The organism is Phormidium tenue FACHB-1050, from assembly GCF_014696925.1.
GTDB lineage: Bacteria > Cyanobacteriota > Cyanobacteriia > Pseudanabaenales > Pseudanabaenaceae > Pseudanabaena.
This window is the reverse complement of the sequence record NZ_JACJQY010000068.1, coordinates 1-19753: the sequence shown is the minus strand read 5'-3', so window position 1 is coordinate 19753 and position 19753 is coordinate 1. Positions and strand designations below refer to the sequence as shown.

Annotated in this window: 11 protein-coding genes; 5 read left to right on the top strand and 6 right to left on the bottom strand. The window is 40.8% G+C overall.

Annotation, left to right across the window (positions count from 1 at the left end):
- Positions 1 to 234: 234 nt before the first annotated feature.
- The 5 genes from H6G05_RS23795 to H6G05_RS23775 form a co-directional block, all read right to left on the bottom strand.
- Positions 235 to 6153: a PDC sensor domain-containing protein gene (locus tag H6G05_RS23795; protein WP_190582274.1), complete on the bottom strand. Its 5919-nt coding sequence runs from the start codon at positions 6151 to 6153 to the stop codon at positions 235 to 237.
- Positions 6154 to 6276: 123 nt separating this feature from the next.
- Complete coding sequence (locus H6G05_RS23790; protein ID WP_190582272.1) at positions 6277 to 6879, bottom strand: chemotaxis protein CheW; 603 nt, start codon at positions 6877 to 6879, stop codon at positions 6277 to 6279.
- Complete coding sequence (locus H6G05_RS23785) at positions 6876 to 7253, bottom strand: response regulator (RefSeq protein ID WP_190582270.1); 378 nt, start codon at positions 7251 to 7253, stop codon at positions 6876 to 6878. The genes H6G05_RS23790 and H6G05_RS23785 overlap by 4 nt, the downstream gene beginning before the upstream one ends.
- Before the next feature lie 129 nt (positions 7254 to 7382).
- Positions 7383 to 8591, bottom strand: a complete 1209-nt coding sequence (locus H6G05_RS23780; protein ID WP_242025791.1) for a response regulator — start codon at positions 8589 to 8591, stop codon at positions 7383 to 7385.
- 423 nt (positions 8592 to 9014) lie between these two features.
- The gene (locus H6G05_RS23775) at positions 9015 to 10226 is read right to left on the bottom strand and encodes a response regulator (protein ID WP_190582265.1); all 1212 of its coding nucleotides are present in this window, start codon (positions 10224 to 10226) and stop codon (positions 9015 to 9017) included.
- A gap of 64 nt (positions 10227 to 10290) precedes the next feature.
- Between H6G05_RS23775 and H6G05_RS23770 the strand changes: the two genes are divergently transcribed.
- Together H6G05_RS23770 and H6G05_RS23765 are read left to right on the top strand one after the other, a co-directional pair.
- On the top strand, positions 10291 to 11154 hold the full coding sequence (locus tag H6G05_RS23770; RefSeq protein ID WP_190582263.1) for an alpha/beta fold hydrolase: 864 nt from the start codon (positions 10291 to 10293) through the stop codon (positions 11152 to 11154).
- Positions 11155 to 11351: 197 nt separating this feature from the next.
- On the top strand, positions 11352 to 13649 hold the full coding sequence (locus tag H6G05_RS23765; RefSeq protein WP_242025790.1) for an NACHT domain-containing protein: 2298 nt from the start codon (positions 11352 to 11354) through the stop codon (positions 13647 to 13649).
- Positions 13650 to 14004: 355 nt separating this feature from the next.
- Here the strand turns inward: H6G05_RS23765 and gltX are convergent, their stop codons facing one another.
- Positions 14005 to 15441, bottom strand: coding sequence for a glutamate--tRNA ligase (gene gltX, locus H6G05_RS23760; RefSeq protein WP_190582258.1), 1437 nt, complete (start codon positions 15439 to 15441; stop codon positions 14005 to 14007).
- 135 nt (positions 15442 to 15576) lie between these two features.
- Between gltX and H6G05_RS23755 the strand changes: the two genes are divergently transcribed.
- From H6G05_RS23755 to H6G05_RS23745, 3 genes are all read left to right on the top strand, one after another.
- The gene (locus H6G05_RS23755) at positions 15577 to 15834 is read left to right on the top strand and encodes a hypothetical protein (RefSeq protein ID WP_199310752.1); all 258 of its coding nucleotides are present in this window, start codon (positions 15577 to 15579) and stop codon (positions 15832 to 15834) included.
- Positions 15819 to 16154 (top strand): type II toxin-antitoxin system PemK/MazF family toxin, encoded by a 336-nt coding sequence (locus H6G05_RS23750; RefSeq protein ID WP_190582256.1) that lies wholly within the window; start codon positions 15819 to 15821, stop codon positions 16152 to 16154. The genes H6G05_RS23755 and H6G05_RS23750 overlap by 16 nt, the downstream gene beginning before the upstream one ends.
- Positions 16155 to 16351: 197 nt before the next feature.
- Positions 16352 to 19606, top strand: coding sequence for an NACHT domain-containing protein (locus H6G05_RS23745; protein ID WP_190582254.1), 3255 nt, complete (start codon positions 16352 to 16354; stop codon positions 19604 to 19606).
- Positions 19607 to 19753 lie beyond the last annotated feature (147 nt).

Here is a 19753-nt window from a genome sequence, read left to right as displayed (position 1 = left end):
GAAAATCTACCTATCATTTTTGATGAATATCTTCCTAAATGGAATTATAGAGCTATTCCTCAAAATAACTGAAATGCATAAGTTATTTATTTTTCATTCCTAACAAGAATGGCGACAGCAATACAACAGTTTTCAAAAAACTTTTGCATTGCTAAGTAGCTAGACAAACCAAAACCTATAAAGTTGCGCCCCGCAGGGGCGCAACTTTATAGGTTTTGGTGATAGTACTGGTAGTTAGTTTGCTTCTGATTTATCTATTTGAAAAGGATTATTGTCAGCATCTAAAGATGTAACTTCCTGAGGTTTAGGTTTAGGTTTTTCTTCAAATATCTCCTGTGTACCTAATTCACCTGAGAGGAAATCATCAATTTCCGCTCTTGCTGTATTAACAGGATCTTCAATTGGAGCGTCAAACATAGAAAAGTCAAACTCAGGCTCATCGCTTAACTCATTTTCGTTGTTTTCAGTGAATATAGGATCACTACTAACGTTAGGAAAGTCTGGCAATGATGGTAAATCTGGTAGATCTAAGGATAGATTGTCAAACTCCTCATCAGTTTCATCCATTAAACTGTCTAGTAAATTATCGGCAAATTTGTAAGCATCATCATTAGAGAGATTAGCAACCTCATCGTCCAATGGATATCCAATAGATATATCTTCGTCGTCATCTAAACTAGTAAAGCTTGGTCTATTTTCATCTTCGTTAGTAACTTCATCAAGCCAAGTATCTGAGAAATCTAAAGAAATATCAGGTATGGACTCAGAATCCATTGAATCTAATTCTAAATCACCAGTTTCAGATATACCAAATCCCGAAAAACCTACTGTAGACTCTTCGTCTAGATTTTCAGCGATCGCCCCAAAAATAGTTAAATCTTCCTGCTCCAAAGGGTTTTCTACAGAGTTTCTTGCTTCTAAAATGTCACTAAACTTAATTGAGTTTTCATCAGATTCTACATCTTCTGTAAGTTCTGCAAAAGTTGATGCATTCTCATCTACATCTAAATTATTAGACTCAGAGTTAGTTGTAAACTCGTGATAGCTTAACTCTCGTTCTTGATCTAAATTGTTGCCAAAATTATTAGACTCAGAGTTAGTTGTAAACTCGTGATAGCTTAACTCTCGTTCTTGATCTAAATTGTTGCCAAATATTGAGGAGACATCTTCTTCTGGGTCATTCAACAACCCTTCAGAAAAACTTATAGGAGGTTCTTCATCTAAAGAATCAGTTAAGGTATCAAAATTACTAGATATATCAAAGCTAAATGCTTCATCCGATAAATCATTGTCCATTTCTTCGATTTGTGACAAGTCAGGAAAATCAAAGGTTGAACTGGAGCTATCGGTTGCAACTGAAGTTGGGGCTTCAGAGAGAGCGTCTAGCCCTTCAGTTGCTTCGGGTTGCCAAATTGATTCCGAAATCTGCTCTTCTAGATCTTCGCTTTCGTCAAACAATGAAGGAAAGGCTGTGTCTAATTCAACATCAGAGGATGGCTCAAATTCTGTAACAAATGCATTCTCGTTATCATTGTTAATATTCTCTTGAGTGTTGACTTGTATCGCAAAGGGATCAATAGACTCGACAACTTCAGCTTCATCAAATAGTTGCTCGACATTATCGAGATTAGGAGCATCAGTTGATAAGTTGTCATCTATTTCAAAAGAGAAATCCTCGGAAAGTTCGTCAAATCGCTCGTCTTGATCGTCCAACAGTTGATCAGATAAATCTAACAACACATCTTCTTGGGTTTCTGTTTCTAAAGCCATCTCAGGTTCTGGAACAAATGACTCTTCTTGAAGATTTGGAGAAATATCAAATGGATCAGCGAAATTATCACTAGCTGAGACTGTACCCGTCTCAAAGTCAGCATAAGAGTCTAATTCATTAGAGCCAGTCTCTTCAGTTTGCCAGATTGAGTCTAGCTGATCAGGCTGTTCTGAAGATAATTCTAGCAACGATGCCTCTTGATCCTGAGGTTCTTCTAGATCCAGAGGGGCATCTCTTTGAACATTTGTAGAAAAGTCGAATGGATTTAAATCAAGTTCGTCACTTTCTTGAGTAGAAATATTATCAAAGAATCCATCAGAAAAAACTTCTGCTTCATCCAAATTAGTAGATGCCATTGATAAGGATTCATCGAGTTCTAAAGAGAACTCAGAAAAATCAGTTGATGGCTGATCAGACATATCGTTAACAGATGGCGCAATCTCCATTTCTGGTGCGATCGCCGCAATCATATAGTCGTCTGTTTGATCTTCAAAAGCTTCAATGGTTTCTTCTGTAAAGCTATCATCTCCTTGATTTAGGCTTAAATCAAAGAAACTATCAGTTTCATTCAAGTTAGGGTCATTTATTAAAGGGCTTTCGTCTACTTCAAAAGTAAACTCTTCGGGAAATTCATTGTCTGAAGATGCATCAAGATAAACATCAGGAATTTGCGCTGGCAAATCAGCTAGCTGATCTAGATTTACAAGCTCATTAGAATAACTATCTATCGGTTGATTTAAATCAAATATATAATTACCGTCTTGATCCTCATTTTGAATCTCTGCTTCTGATAATTCATAATTAAACTCATCATCTAACAATTCTGGAAGTGGTGACTCATCAAAAGTACTGTCAGTATCAAAATTCTGATCTAAAGTATCGCTTAGAGCCTCATCTAAGACTCTATCAAAGGGTGACTCATCAAACGACTTGTCGAAGGTATCGCTAAAAGCCTCGTTAGAAGGATTTTCTAGAGACTGCTCTAATGTTTCATTAATTGCGTCGTCAGATGCATATTGACTATAATCTTCAAATTCAGGCAATTCAAAATTATCTGAAGTGCTCTCTAGATTAGTCTCAGGAACATCTACGAGAACAAGTTCATCTGATGTAGTTGAAATATTGTCATATTCTGCGTTGTCATATTCTGCGATCGCAAAATCATCAGCCTCTACTAATGGCTGCATAGATGTCTGATCATCCATCGCGAATGGGTCAAAATCTAGTCCAGATGCTTCAAGGCTTGTTTCTTGGATTGAAGTGCTACTGTCAAAGAAGGAATTTGAATCATCTAACGAAGATTCTATATTCATTTTGGGGATATGAAAATCTTCATCATCTAGATCAGGAATTGTGAAATCGACAAAAGCTGGTAAATGGAGATTTGCATCTTCAGCAAGTGGGGATGGAATACCAAAAGCTGTATCTTCTAAGAATGAAGAAGTAGCTGAGACAATCATCGGGTCACTTGCTGCATCGTTAATTGCAGACTCGTTAACTCCCTCCATGGGATTTTTAAATGTGACCTCAGGGGGCGAAACCTCATCAATTGAAGATTCATCATAGATTTCTTGCTTGAGATCAGCAAGGAGTGATTCTTCAATCAAAGATATATCTGTCAGATCAGAATATACTGTTGAATCTTGATTTTGGTTGTCAAGAACCTCTGCTGAGAAGAAGTTTTCGGGAACAGAACCTAGACTTTGTTCTGGTGGGTATTCAATGGAATTATTTTCGGCAAACTCACTGCTAGTACTATCGTCAAGTAGATTTTCTAGATATCTACTATCATTAGCAGTGTTATCTTCCTCGTCAGGTGTGACATATTTGGCTGTAAATGATTCCTGTTGTGATTGAGATAAAGTAACGGCTGTTGCTGTCGCAGCTACAGCGATCGCAGGTACAACCAAACCTAAATTATTAGCTTCAGTACTAGTGGAATCTGTAGATGCATCAAACAAATTGTTGACAGATGTATCAGGGCTGTCAAAAGCATTTGAAGCGATCGCAACATTCTGAGGATTGGCGATCCCTGATGATTCTGGCAAGCGGAAAAACTGAATGCCTTGTAATAATTGCTGAGCCTGATTTCCCATTGCTTCAGCTTGTTGTCTAGCTGATCGCGTGAGGTCAGCAGTGCGATCAGCGAGTTGGGCAATTTCACTGATATAACTTGCTGTAGATCCTGCGGCATCAGCAATTTCGGTACTAGACTCAGTAATCGCTTGTCCAATTTGCACAACTTCTTCAGTAGCGATTTGAATGCTATTGAAGGCAGATTGCGATGACTCTACGCCTGATGTGAAGCCAGCAACCAGTCCACTTAAGTTCTGCACTTCAGCATCGATCGCCGTTACCACGGTTTGGATTTGAGATGTGCGCTGTTGCAGTACCGTCAATCCGTCATTGGTTTGAGTTGCCAAATCGTTCACTTGACCTGCGATCGATTCAAATTCACGAGCCACGCTAGCAAATTGTTTAGGATCTTTTTGTTCAGCAGCGCGGGCGGCGACAAGGGTGGCATTAAGGGCTAGCACTTGGGTTAACGAAGCAATTTGTCCTTGATCTTGCACAAACTGCTCTGCTAAGCCAACGAACTCACCTAGGGTTTTCATCCTCTGTACGATCTGGGCTGAACCTGTCTGTAAGACACTGATACTGTCAGTCAGAGTATTAATTGCTGTTTGACCAGAAGCAACTGTGTCACGAACTTCTTGGAGTGATTGATTAGCAACATTGACCTGTGCGGCCGATCGCTCAGCGATCGCCGCTACTTGCTCAGTTAAGGCTTGTCCTTGGGTAACTGATTGAGCTTGCTCGGCAGTGTTTAACACTACGGTTTTGGCTAGATCTTCTAGATCAGCAGATCCCTGTGCTACTTGTTGCGCTGTCCCTAAAACGCTGGAGATAATCTCCACCAGTTTTTCGCGTAAACGGTTGAGTGTATCGGCAACTAGTCCTGTAGCGCGGTCATTCACTTGGGCTTCTACGGTGAGATCTCCTTCTTCCATTGATGAGACCACATCTAGAAGATCACCTACCTCCGCCTCCATTAGCTCTGTTTCTGCGAAGTTCTGTTGAATTTGAGCAGCCGTTGAGATGTCATCGGAAGAAGATGCTTGACTTAATTCACTACGCAAGCGAATTTCATTGGCTTTGACTTGTTGGAAAGTACTTTTGAGTGAGAGTCCAAGATGATCGATTTCATCTTTGCCTGCAATATTGACACCTGAAGTTCCTTGTTGACTTAAGAACCGATCGCATTCTTCCGAAAGCGGCTGAAGTCGCTTTTTGAGAGAATTGACAAATCCTAAGATGGCGATCGCTAAAATTGCACTGATGCCAACGGCAGCGCCACCAACTAAAACTATGAGCTTATTGGTGATTTCTGATTCAGGTAACTGTGCGGCAACGAGCAAATCGCTACCTGCGATTTTGCGGTAAGCCCAGAGATAACCTCCAGCTTGGGTAATTCCTGATGGTTCAGTTTTAGCTTGTTGAGCAAGGCTGGTGAGAGCCTGCGTAACTGAAGGGTTTTGGGTTTCAGTTGCCTGAAACTGGTAAGAAGCCGAAATTACTTTGCCACTACTGCTAGCCACGACGAAACCAATTTTGCTTTCTTCAGTAGGCTTTTTAGTAGATGTATCGACCACTGACAAAATCTCACTGGCGATCGCATCAGCATTAACGATCCCAACTACTTTTTGTCCGTCACTGATGGGAGCGCTATAGGTAATAATCGTTTTGCCTACGGCACTATATGGCTGCGACCAAGAGGCTGTTCCCTTCAGCGTTTCTTGATAAAAGGAAGCTTTTAGAATATCGGGGCGATCGCCTGACAATAATTTGTCATTGGGGGCAGCCAGCTTTTGACCAGCGATTTCAGGCTTTAAGCCAGACTGTTCTTTCCAAACGTAGGGTACAAGGGGCTTGGCAGGTGGGAATAGCAAATTGCCATTTGATGCGATCCCCATACCTGAAACAGAGTTTGCATTTTGTAAACTATCTACGATTAGTTTTTGAAAAGGAGCAGCTACTTTTGGACGAGGCTGCTGTTGTAATAAAATTGTTGACGTGCTAGCAACTCCATCGACCGCCTGCTGCACGTTGGTGAGGTTAGCTTCAAGCTGACGAGTCTGAGCTTCGGCGGATCGATCAACTTCCCGCCGCGAGCTACTTAGTAATTCTTGATAGACAAAATATCCTAAACCACCTAGCCCAATTAGAGATGTCCCGATCGCAATCAACAGCAAACCCAGCCCCATCGAACCTTTAGGCTTCTTTGATTTGGTGGTGTTCGGCGACTTAGGCGATCGCTTTGAAGATGACTGATCGCTCTTACTTAGAGAAGTCGCTCGATTTTTGTTGGATGTGCTTGCCATATGCATTCGCTATAGGGAAAGGATCGTAGCATTTTTGTGAGAATCATCCTACACTATACCTGCCACAATCATGTAGCCAAATAGGTAGAGGTATGTATTAATCCTTAAATTAGGGGCGCAAAATTAGCTAGAAATCTGCCAGCGTTGCGGTTGCCATATATGAGTAGGAATACTCGATAGGATAATTTCAATGGGAGTATACTCGTTCTCTTTGATATTCGCTACTGTTTGGGGGATTTTTTTTGGAGAGTTCTTGTCAGAATTGGTAAAGCTAAGCGATGAGAGCGTTGGATCAACTAACTCTGATGCATATATATCTAGCTCTTGAAACTCATTAATTGTAAGACTGCCGACTACGCGATCAACGATTATACCGACCCCACCCAGATTGTTGACACCCAAATTATCGGCGATTTTACTCAGCCTTACTACAGTCAGAGATTCAGTAATTAAAGTGCGTTGTTCCCCAATTAACAATCGCAATAACAGCAAAGGCATAATGGTTGCTTGATGGTGGGTTACACCAATAATTGCTGTTTCGTAAAATGGCAAAGCTAAGATCGCATTGCGTTCAAGAATGATAATTTCTGAGATTAAAACATCGGGAAAAGTAACTGAGCGATCGCCGACTTTTGCCACAATATACCGATTACTTGGTGCAACTAGGTAATCGAGTAAGTTATTTGGATCGTCTAGGTGATCTCGGCTCATCTCAGAAATACTCATTTCACATGTTGCGGTAATTTCTTCAAGACTTCGGATAATGACTCCCGACTAACAGGCTTGGGTAAATAGTCATTGGCTTTAGCCCGCTTTAAACCGTAATCAATCTCCAGCTTAGTGCTTTTGGTGGAGCATAAAATCACATACTGATCAGCAAGTTGCTGATGCGATCGCAGTTCTCGCAAAAACTTATAGCCATCTTGTTCTGGCAACACAATATCCAAAAAAATAGCTGTGTAGGAATTGCTGATGATTTTATCCAAAGCGCCAATCGTTGATTCACAAAAATCTACAGAATGTCCAAGATCCTTCAAGAAAGAAGTCAATAAATGTCTTTGAATTGCGGAATCGTCAATTATTAGAAAATGCTCACTCATGATTTTTACCTTAAACTTTATCCAATTAATTAAATGCTGCTACTTACGCTGACTTGAGAATGAATGTAACCCCCCACATTCTTAATTAATCACAAATTCAACTTCATCAAACTGATATCAATTGCTCTCCTAGACTAATGTATCTGTCGATAAAGGTGCTAGTTCCCTGAGTAAGTTACGTAATTCGTCGCGGAACTTTGGTGTATCTGACGACGATCTGGGCTTGGCTAGAAATCGACAATTTGCCCACCTAGCTCTAAAGTTATTAGTCATACTATTTTCGGCTGTGACTAACACTAAAGATAGTGCAGCTAATTCACGTTGGCGACGAATTTGTTTAATCAAATCAAATCCATTTAAACTGGGCATATTGATATCAATAAATACAATCGTCGGCTTGTAATCTAAGATTTTGTCAGTAGCGGCTTCTGCATCATCCGTAAAGTCAACTTGATACCCCCAGCTAATTAGCAGGCGTTGCATTTGTTGCAATAACACAGGTGAGTCATCCACAATAAAGACTCTAGGCTCGTCTTTTTTAGGAGCTGTTGGTGGATTTGTTTGGAGACGCGCACCGATGTCACTATCTGATTTCCGTTCCTGTAGTGGCACAATTGACACAATATTTTTTTGAGCTAATTTGTCCAGCAATAGGGCTGTACGATAAATCGGCTGCTTAAAAGTATCAGCGATCGCAGAGATCCGATCTTGTCCAGTTGTTACCTTTGCGAAAAGTGGAAAATTGTCATTGCCCACCCTTGCGAGTAAGTTTGCTGCATCAACGAGTTGTACTAATTGGTAAGGATGCTTAACACAATCAAATTTTTGCCATTGTTTCACTTCGTTAGCGATAGTATTTTCCAGTACCGATAGCTGCCAAATCGGGAGATTTATTTGCAGATCATTGGCTGGTTTCCACACAAACGAAAAACTATCTTCTAGGTGCAATGACAACAGATTTTCTAGGATTACCTCTTTTAAAACTTCTTTAGTAATTTCAGGATGTTTTTTGTACACATTATTTACAAAAGGGTAACAGTAAGGTCGATTGCTTTGGCGCTGCTCCCATTCAGGAATGCGCGAAAAATTAATGCCTTTGCTATTGTATTTGCGAACTAATGTGGGTATGACTTGACCTTCTTCTTCCGCTAATACTAAGCCTCCACCCGTAAGCAATAATTTCCACCGATGATATTTTGTCTCTACACGGATTACTCCAGTAGAACGACTCATGACGCGCATAGCTGCTAACAGGATGTGTAATGTGGCATTCCTCACTACCTGTCCGTCTGTCAAGTTATTAGACACAAGGTCTGAGTTAGGCAAGGAACCTGTCATAGCAATCATGTTTTTTGACTGGGAGGCACTTGGATGAGAAAAATATTATAAATATTACAAAAAACGGATCACTTCATCATAGATCGTAGCAACTAGAGAGAAATTCGATTGGTTGTCTCAGATACATTATCCCAAATTGTAATCAGGTTAGTACTGGATCGTATGTAAGCAATTCTACTTAGTTACTGATGTTACATGGAAGGAGTTTCTACAATTGCGTAAGTTTAGGGCTGGCACGGGGGCTCAGCCCCTACAAGATCTGGAATTTACGGGTAGGGGCAATCCCCCCGTGGTTGCCCTGTACCGCTAGCAGCAAGGGATTTATCATCTGCGTTCCACGTAACAGCAATTAGTTAGAGCTTGCCATTCGCTTCAAATCCCATATAAGAGTAGCAGTGCTTTGCGCCATCCCTCTTAATGTATCTACGATTGTGGTGGAGCGAGCAATTCTTGCAAAACCGTCCGAACTTGCTCCCGAAATTCTTGAATATCATTGGTGGTGCGTGGCTTACTTAAAAACCGACAATTTGCCCATTTGGCGCGAAAGTTGTTGGTAATTGTATTTTCGGAGGTGATTAAAACTAAAGGTATGCTGGCTAATGAGGGGTGACGACGAATTTGTTTAATCAGTTCAAACCCATTTAATTTAGGCATATTTATATCCATAAATATGATGTTGGGTTTTTCTGACAAAATTTGCTTAATTGCATTGGCGGAGTCACTGACTAGACTTAATTGATATCCCCAACTTGTGAGTAAATTGCCAAATTGTTTAAGCAGCACAGGGGAATCATCAACGATCATCACTTTAGGGAGCGTTTCTGCCATTTCATCGTTTAGCACCTCATTCATATCGGAGCCGCTTAGTGGTAATGGCAAGATGGCAACTGTGCGGTTTTCGGCTAGTTTATCGAGTTTGAGAGCGGTACGAGTGATATGTTGTTGAAAGCGATCGGCAATTTCACTAATCCGACACTTACCATTGGTGACTTGGGTAAACATTGGCACTTGGGCGATGCTACATTCGGGATCTAGAAGCTGTACTGTTTGATAGGGATGCCGAACATATGTAAAAGTGCGCCATTGAGCAGTTGCTTTGGCGATCGCTTTTTCCAGATCAGGTAATTGCCAGATCGGCAAGACAATTTGGGGATCTAGAGGTAATTGATTCCATAGCAGAGAGAAATTTTTTTCTAAAGAAATTGCTAAAAGGTTTTCTAATAATATTTCCTTAAAGATTAACAGGCAATTTTCACGATCTTGGGCATAAATTTTACCTAGGAGGCGGCAAGTCTCCAGACTATTGCTCGGTTTGTTCAGTAAAATGTCTTGAGAAATCTGAACTTTTTGGATTTTTAATTTGCGGATTAATGTTGGCAAAAAATCATTTTTATCAGCAATAAAAGCGATACTTCCACTATGAATAAAAATTTTCCAACTCAGATAAGGTGTTTGTACATTGACAACTCCTGTATGGTTTTTGAGTAGTCGCAACATTCCCATAAGACTGTCATAGGTTAAGTTCGCAATAACTTCATTAACTGGGATGATATCGATTGGTTGATTGAGGTTTTGACCAACGCTTTTAGCTATGGGGAGCTTGGAAGCGTAGTTCTGTTGTGAAGTCTGCGTCATTGTCAAGTTAAGGTAAATAAGACTTGATTTATTTCCAATTCAAATAGTTTCAAATGTATTTCTGATGAGTAGCGATCGCAGATTAAAAGTTCTATGCTTGCACGGACACCCCGGAAATAGTGAAGCAATGCAGATATTTGCCAAACACTTTCACGATCAAGGTGTAAGAGTAATCGCGCCTGATTTGCGTGGTTATGGCAATTGTAAGGCAATAGCGTCTTTCACAATGTTAGATCACATACAAGATCTGTGGGATCTTTTGGAACGTGATTGTCAATCTGAACCGCAAGATGTATTAAATGATCAGTCATCTACAGAATACCTGATTTTGGGATGGTCTTTAGGTGGTATTTTGGCGATGGAGCTAGTGCTTCGGGCGATGGAGTTCCAAAATTCATTGTCAAATAAATTCACCCCAAAAATTGTCGGTTTAGTTTTAATAGCCACGGCCGCCAAGCCCCGCAGCAGCTTACCCCAAGTCACTTGGTGGGAATATGCCAACTTAGTGATCGCCGTTGGTTTGCATTGGATTGTGCCAAAACGTCGATGGCATATTGAATGGTTTGGTAAGCGATCGCTGATCAAGTATTTGATTCAGCAACATACTCAAGGAGCTTACGATCAGATTTCTCGTGCTGGGGCAAAAGCTTATTTGCAAACCTCGCGCTATGCCCAAAGAGCTTTGATGCAAGCGCTGCGGCAGGGATACGATCGCACTGATGATTTATGCAAAATTCAAGTTCCTTGTCTGGCGATCGCTGCCGAGCAAGATCGACATATCACGGCTGCATCAACCTTAGAAACAGCAAAACTATTACCTAATTGCGAATTTATTTGTTATCCCAATACGGCTCATTTATTGCCTTGGGAAATTGGCGATCGCTTACTAGCAGATATTGATACATGGTGCGATCGGCATTTATCATAGGAAAAGCGGCCTAGCCGCTTTGCATTTTACAGCGTTTAGCACTCAACCCCAAACCAAGAAGATTGTTGAAAGCGTTGCTTTGCAACGCTTTCAACAATCTTCTTGTAATTCGTTTAAGCGCTAAACGCTGTAGTACTAAACCTGTTGGCTTGCTAAAACTTCTACAACTTATGTTCCCCCAAAAATTTCTGATGCGAATGGCGCAAACCCATCAGCTTTCTGCCGATCAGGAAAGTGTTTTCCTATTGAGATTTGGGGAAAATCGCGAAGATCGCGAAGTTGCTAGTTTTTTGAGTATTTCTGAAGAAGCCTATCGCAAGCGCATGGGGGAAATTTATCGGAAGTTTGACATCAGTGGTAAAGGACCTGGTAAAAATAATCGCCTCTTGCATATTTTGCAAAATTATCTAGATGCCGAAACTAGTCCACAGGGTGAGCAAACCTTATTACTTGCCAACAAAGCTCTATCCAATCAATCTCCATCTAGTCAAAGTGTTGTTCCCTTCGATATTGATATTGAAGAACTCGTACAGCAACTGCGCTATCGCAGTCGTCAGATTATCCAAGAACGCTGTGCCACCATACGAGTTTTGGATATGTCGCACCCGATTGATCTGGAAAATATTTATACAGGAACTGATGTTCTAGAAAAAATTACTAGCCGTCGGCGTTTGGGCATTGCCGATCTGCTGGCTACCTATCATGGGCGCGATCGCATGGAAATGGGATTGCTGAATGAAGATCGGGTTTCGAGCATAGAGGTTCTAAATCGTTATCGCAAACTGATGTTGCTAGGCAAACCAGGGGCTGGCAAAACGACGCTGTTAAAATATACAGCCTTGAAATGTTCGCAAGGTGAGGTTTTTAGCGATTTAGTACCAATTTTTGTGACATTGCGTCAATATGCAGGTGCGGAGTCGCAACCACGATTAGTAGATTATATTATTCAAGATTTTCACACTTACAACATTGGTGATGAGCTAGCGGTTAAACAACTTTTACAGCAGGGACGAGCCATTCTATTTTGGGATGGACTGGATGAAGTTCGCGAAGATGATTTGTATCGCGTTCTCGAAGATCTGCGGAGTTTCTCAGAGCATTACTATAGCAATCGCTTTGTGATTACAAGTCGATTGGGAGCGCAAGAATATGTATTTGAGAAGTTTACGGAAGTTGAGGTGGCAAACTTCCGACCATTGCAGATTTCTCAGTTTGCTCAACGTTGGTTTGCCAGTAATTCCCGACATATTGAACTTTTTTTGCGAAAAGTAGAAGACAATCGCCCTATTCAAGAATTGGCGACAAATCCTCTATTGCTCACGCTTTTATGTTTAGTATTTGATGAATTTGGTGATTTCCCCACCAATCGTTCGGAACTCTATCGTGAGGGGTTAGATGTATTGCTCAAAAAATGGGATGCCAAACGCAATATCGAACGTCATCAGATTTATAAAAATCTCTCAATGCAACGTAAAGAAGATCTCTTGGCGCAGGTTGCTTGTACAACCTTTTATCAAGGCGATTATTTCTTTCGGCAAGTTGATCTGGAACGCTATATCACTGATTACATTCGCAATTTGCCTAAGGCGCATACCGATGAGGAGGCGTTGCAACTAGATAGTGAAGCAATTATCAAAGCGATAGAATCTCAACATGGATTGTTTGTGGAACGCGCTAAGGGAATTTATTCTTTTTCGCATTTAACTTTTCAGGAATATCTAGCGGCGCGGGAGCTTGTTTACAATGGCAATCAAGATACGCTGACCTTGCTAGCTAGTAAAATCACCGATCACCGTTGGCATGACATTTTGCGTCTGGCGGTGGGGATGATGCGATCGGCTGATGAATTGTTACAGTTAATGAAAGAGCAATGCGATCGCCTGATAGCGGGAGATCAGCAATTACAAGACTTGTTGCAATGGGTCAAACAAAAAGCGGAAGCTTCTCAAGTTCCCGATCGCCTTCAGTCGGTACGTGCTTTCTATTTGACACTGGGGAGAGCGATCGCACAGAGCGCTCCAATCAATTTGGCAAATGTGCTAGCCCGAACTCTGGTACTTGATCTTGATCTTTGTCAAAATCGCAATCTCAATCTGGATCTTGCCTTTGATTTGGCACGGGCGTTAGAAACTAAAGATGGAGAAGATCTGGGTCTGGATCTGGATCTGGATCTCAGTCTGGCTTTGGAGTATGCCCAAGAGATGTCAGAACCTCATCTAGCTGATGCTTTAACTAAGTTAATCGCTATCTGTCCTGATGATGCGGATAGTGATGCTCTATGGCAGCAATGGGCAAGTAGTTTACGTCAACAAGCAATCAATTATCGTAATATTGGTCAAAACTGGGATTTTGCACCCCAGCAAATAGAGCATTTACGTCAATACTGTAATGCTAATCGTCTATTAGTAGAATGCCTCGAAAGTGATTGCTATGTCCGTCAATCTGTCAGACAAGCGATCGAGCAAAGTTTGTTATTACCTACTAATAATTCTTGACTTTAGTAGTGCTTATTGATTCGGTGGGATTTTGTAAAGCCCTCACCCCTAGCCCCTCTCCCGTAGGACAGGAGAACAAGAAATTAATATGGGGTTTCCTCTCTTTCTCCTGCGGGAGAAGAGGTTGGGGGATGAGGGTTCCGTATCTTGCTAAAAGCCGCATTTAGTGCGGCTTTTGGGGTTGTTCTCTTATACACTTACGTGGAACTCAGACAATGAACCTCTTGCTGCTAGCATGACAGGGCAACCACGGGGGGATTGCCCCTACCTATAAATTTTAGATCTTGTAGGGGCTGCGCCACAGGGCAAGCCCTAGACTTACGCCATCACAAGAATTCCTTCCACGTAATATCAGTTATACGGTTAAGGCGCGTTGTAAACGGGACAATGCTAAACCTTTACGCTGAAGTAGTACAAACGATGGCAAAATCTCTGGCCCATGCAGATCGCCTGTGAGGGCAGCCCGTAGAGACTTCATCACGACTCCTTTCTTGACACCCTGAGACTTAGTGACTGTTTTAATTACTTCTCCAGCGCTATCAGCATCGAGATCCGTAGTTTCTTTGAGCGCTTCAATCAGGGCTGTGATGATACCTGCGATCGCATCACCTTTCAGAGTTGCTTTTGCCTCATCGGTATAGTCTTCAAACTCCGTGAAGAAGAACTTGCTGATTGTTGCGGCATCGGTTAGCAGCGTTAAGCTTGGTGCAATTAGTTTAGTCAGATCGAGCAACCATTGGCGATCGACAGATTCTAGATCGTAGCCAGCATCCTTGAGGAATGGCGTGATGCGATCGCAAACATCTTCTGTCGGCAATGAGTGCAAATATTGGCTATTAATCCAATTTAGTTTGTCCCAATCAAACTTTGCGCCTGCTTTATTTACGCGATCGAAGCTAAAGATTTCCGTGGCTTCTTGCAAAGTGAATAATTCCTTGCCATCGCTAGGCGACCATCCCAACAGCGCCATGTAGTTGTTAAAAGCTTCGGGAATATAACCCATGTTCCTAAATTCCCAAACGGAAGTTGCGCCATCACGTTTGGAGATTTTCGCGCCTTGCTGATTGAGAATTAGCGGCGTATGTCCGAACTGAGGTGGTGTTGCGCCTAGAGCTTCATAAATCAAAATTTGCTTGGCGGTGTTGGCAATATGATCTTCCCCACGAATGACTTGGGTGATCTCCATATCGATGTCATCGACAACTACAGCAAAGTTATACAAAGGTAAGCCAATATTGCCCTGCTCATCGACACGGGCGATTACCATGTCACCGCCGAGGTCGCTGCTGCTCCATGAGACAGTGCCGCGTACTAGGTCATTCCATGCAACGGTGCGTGGCTCTTCGATGATGAAGCGAACTACGGCGCGACGACCTTCGGCTTCAAAGGCTTGACGTTGCTCGTCGGTAAGGTTGCGATGGCGATTGTCGTAACGTGGTGCTTGTTTGTTGGCTTTTTGAGCCTCACGCATTGCCTCAAGTTCAGCTTCGGTGCAGTAGCAAAAGTACGCTTTTTTCTCGGCTAAAAGTTTATGTACGGTGGCAATATAGCGATCGCTACGTTGTGTTTGAAAAAATGGCCCCTCGTCAAAGTCAATCCCCAGCCATGCCAAGCCTTCTAAGATATTTTGAGTATATTCATCCTTAGATCTTTCGCGATCGGTGTCTTCGACTCTGAGGATAAATGTCCCGCCTTGGTTACGGGCATACAGCCAGTTAAATACGGCGGTGCGGGCTGTGCCGATATGTAGGTTACCCGTTGGGCTTGGTGCAATGCGAACTCGAACAGACATGAATTTGTAAACGTTATAAAATCCAATTATCTCTCATATCACGTTACTGTGTCGAAAAAAGCTGACAGTGACGGTTAAACCGAGTTAGCTAAATTTCTTGTAAAATGTTTGCAGTATGTTTTTCGGGTGATTCACATGGAAGCTATTGCTGAAAATCTCTATACTGTGCAGAAAATTGAGGCGATTTTGCAAAGGCTTTCGCCTGAGCGTTTGCGGGTGGCGGCGGATTTTTTGGCTTATCTCGATGAAAGAGAAAGCAATGATGCAACGGAGGAGTTGTTGAGTATTCCTCAATATCAACAAGAAAAACTAGAAATTACCATGATGAGCGAATCATCCTTAGCTAAAGATTGGCTTAGTCCAGAGGAAGATGAAGCATGGCAAGATTTGTAAAAGGAGATGTCGTTATTGTCCCTTTCCCATTTTCTGACCTTTCGCAAAGCAAACGCCGCCCAGCATTAGTAATCGCAAACTTACGCGGTGACGATCTAATTCTGTGCCAGATTACTAGCCAAAATCATACAGATTTCTACGCAGTAGCCATCAATAACAACGACTTTGAGACAGGAATCTTAAGCAAACCTAGCAATATCAGAACAAATCGCATATTTACCGCCGATCAGTCTATTATTTTATCCATTGCAGGACATCTCAAATCTATCAAGACTAATGAGGTAATCGCTAAAGTTATCGAGATCCTAAATACGCCCTGAAAGATTAGGGATGATTGACTTGTTAGCTTCGGCGCTTGAGGATGTGGCAATCTCATTGGGTGGTGAGAGCGATCACAAATGGGTAAAAAAGATTTTAGTGTAAGTGATAAAAGTCAAGCAGTGAATGAGTTAAATCAATGGTTGCATGGATTCGGATTACAGTTAATTATCACAGTTAAGTCAAGTTAATTAATCGAATGAGTGGTAGTGGCGGCGGCGGTGGATATGAATATCAAGCTAGAGCAACAGCCTATGTCGCTGCTCATATTTTGGCTGAAGAAAATTTGCGCTGGATTGAAGATAACGACCCTGATGTGCCAATTTCTGTAGCTGGTGAAACTGGTGGGGCTGGCGATGACTTATGTATCACTTTGCGTAGTGGTATTAAGATCGAACTCCAAGCTAAACATGGATTAGAAAAAGATAAACTCTGGAAACCTCTGATAAAGCTAGGAAAAGGACTTAAGACTGATCCCAAACTTTATGGAGTAATTCTAACTGACTCAACTGCTAGTAAAACTATTCGAGAAGATTTACGCAATGATTTTAAGCGATTGGGACAAGGACGGGTAGATAATCTAAAGGCGATCACAAAAGAAACACAACAAAAATTCCTTGATGCCGATCTTCCTGATATTGATCCAGAGTTTTTTAGTCGGCTGGTAATTATTGTTCTGGATTTAGATGAAGGGTTGCAGAATGGTAAGCAAGCTCAACTTCTGCTATCTCGGATTTTACATGATCGAAATCAATCAGCTATTGTTTGGGAAGCTCTTTGCTCAACAGGACAAAGTTTGAACACACATGAAGGATGCCGTGACTCAAAGGATTGGGCGCGTTTGTTGTGTTCTAAAGGAGTTCAATTAGCGGCTGATTGTGCAAAAGCAAATGGTGTGATGAGTTTGGAGGAAAGGGAATATCTGGAATCTGTTAAGCAGGAATTTCAAGTGTGGTGGAAGCCTAAAGCTTTCATGAATGAAATTAATGACTCGACTTGGCTTGAGTTTGGACTAAATGTAGAAACAGAAGTAAATGTAGAAATAAAAGAAGAGGGGAAAACAGACAATGCAGAAAAAACTAATGATAAAAAACAAAAAAAAGAAAAAGTTATATTGCCAATTCTAGATGCCATTAGAAAATTTTCAAATGAACGCATTTTAATCTTTGGTAAACCAGGATCAGGTAAATCGACTATTTTGGCTCAGGTTCTGCTAAGAAAAGTAGAAGAAGCTCTGCAAGATTCAATATTGCCTATCCCAGTGTTAATTGAATTAAAGGATTATCAGCATCAGCCAAACTACATCTGGCAATTGATTAAAGAAGCGTTCAAGAAACGCAGCTTTTTGTTAGGAATGAAAGAAGATGAGACGCTGGCATATATTGAGAATCTCATTAAGGATAGACGGTTGCTGTTACTCGCAGATGGTGTTAACGAGTTGCCAAGTGAAGTTCGGACAGATTTTAAAGGTTTCTGCGATCGCAATCTCCCGATGATTTTAACTACACGCGATATCGATGCAGGTGATTTCGGTATCCCAAACAAGCTAGAAATTAAACCTTTAAGCCCTGAAGAGGTTAAGGATTTTTTGAACAAGAGACTACCCAATTATCATAATCGGGTTCAAGAATTATGCGATCGCGTTCGTGATTTTGGTCAAACTCCTCTGATGGTTTGGATGTTATACATCATTTTTAAGCAAAATCCTTTTAAAGAGACTCCTAATACTCGTGGAGAAGCTTACCGAGAGTTTACAACTATTTATGTTGAACGGGCAAAGGAAGGGGTTGATTTAGATGAGTCAAAACGTCAATTAAGTAACCTTGCATTTGAAATGATTCGTTGTGAACAACCCATTTATGAAAGTAAAGTTCAAAGCTTAATTGGGACAAAAACACTAAAGCATTTACTAAGCAATCATTTGTTGCAATGGGATGGAATGCTTGGAAGTCGTAAAGTTCAATTCTGTCATCAATCACTTCAAGAATATTATGCAGCAGAGTATATACTTGATATACTTATTCGGCTACCTGAACTTACAACTAATAGAGATGGTCAGAAATACACGCCATTTCAGACTGATTATCTCAATCATCTAAAATGGACTGAGGCGATCGCATTGATGATTGGATTTCCTGAACTAACTGATAGCGAATCAAAACAATTAGTAAAACAAGCTCTAGAAGTAGACTTAATGATGGGTTCACGGCTAGTGGGAGCAGTACAAGCAAAAGTTCAAGCTGAAACTATTGAATTAATAAAAAATATCTCTGGAGATACAACGGCTTCAGAATGGTTGCGGGTAACACTGATGGGAAGAACGCAATCTAGACTTGCATTGTCAGATCTACTACAATTCTTACAAAGTTCAAACATGGATGTTGCAATAAGGGCTGCAAATTGGATAGGAGTATTAGGATGTCAAGATGTAGTTTCAAAATTGAATCAAATTCTACAATCAGATTTACGATTTAATCAAAAAAATACAACAAGAACAGTTCCTGACAAAATATTATTGTTAAAGAAAGAAATTATTGAAACAATCAACAAATTGTCTCCAAATATATGCTCTGACCTGAATGAATTTCACAATCCTTTCTCAAGCTTTTTAAGTGTGGGAGCAACTGATGATCTACTAACAAAATTTGAGCCAGAATCTACTGAAAAAAATTCACTAGAAATTTTAGAAAATAGCAAAGACCCAAATCAAATTAGACAAGCATCAAGGTTACTATCAAAACTAGGTAACTTAAAAGCTGTATCTCTATTGATTTCAAGATTGAATAGTCAACAAGATGTAAAAGTTTATGAAAGTTTTCTTGACGGCTTGGGAAAATTTGAGACCTATGAAGCTATTTCAGCTTTAGTAAATCAAATAAAAAATTCAGATGTATCTTTGAGAAAAAGAGCTGCAAAATTATTAATAGAGAATAAGCGTTTTACTGCTGTAAAAGAGCTAATTCCTCTTTTGGACAATCCAGAATGGGATATTAAATGGTGTGCGGCAGATGTTCTAGCAAGATTCGGCAGCGAACGTGCTGTTCCAGTTTTATTAGAAGGATTGATGGAAAACCATCATCGTGATATCCAAATAATAGCGGCTGAATTACTGAGCTTAATAAAGCAAGATGCACTTCCCAATATCGACAAGGTGATTTCTATATTACTATCTTCACTTGCTAATTCAGATTATGCTATTCGCAGAAGTGCCGCAGTTTCTTTAGCTCAATTTAATCGAGAAGAATCTATTCCAGAACTCCTAAATGCTTTACATCATTACCACCCTTCTAACGACGAATCAAACACACCTACAATATATTTCAAGTTAGGTGAATATTCTAGATATCCTATTCCTGAAACAACTTTAGAATTACTTGGGAGTGATGAGGCAATTCGCTCATGGATAAATGAAGATCTCCCCTATCCTGATCGTAAAATCAAACTAATACCGTAAGAATTCAGGTAAGAATAGGGATGAGAGAGATGGAAGAAGGATCAATTAAAGCTTGACGAAAAAAATCAATGACAGATTTACCTTGAGCTTTACAAGTTTGAATAACCGTCAATAAAGCGGCGGTATTGCGTAAACCATCCATAGAAC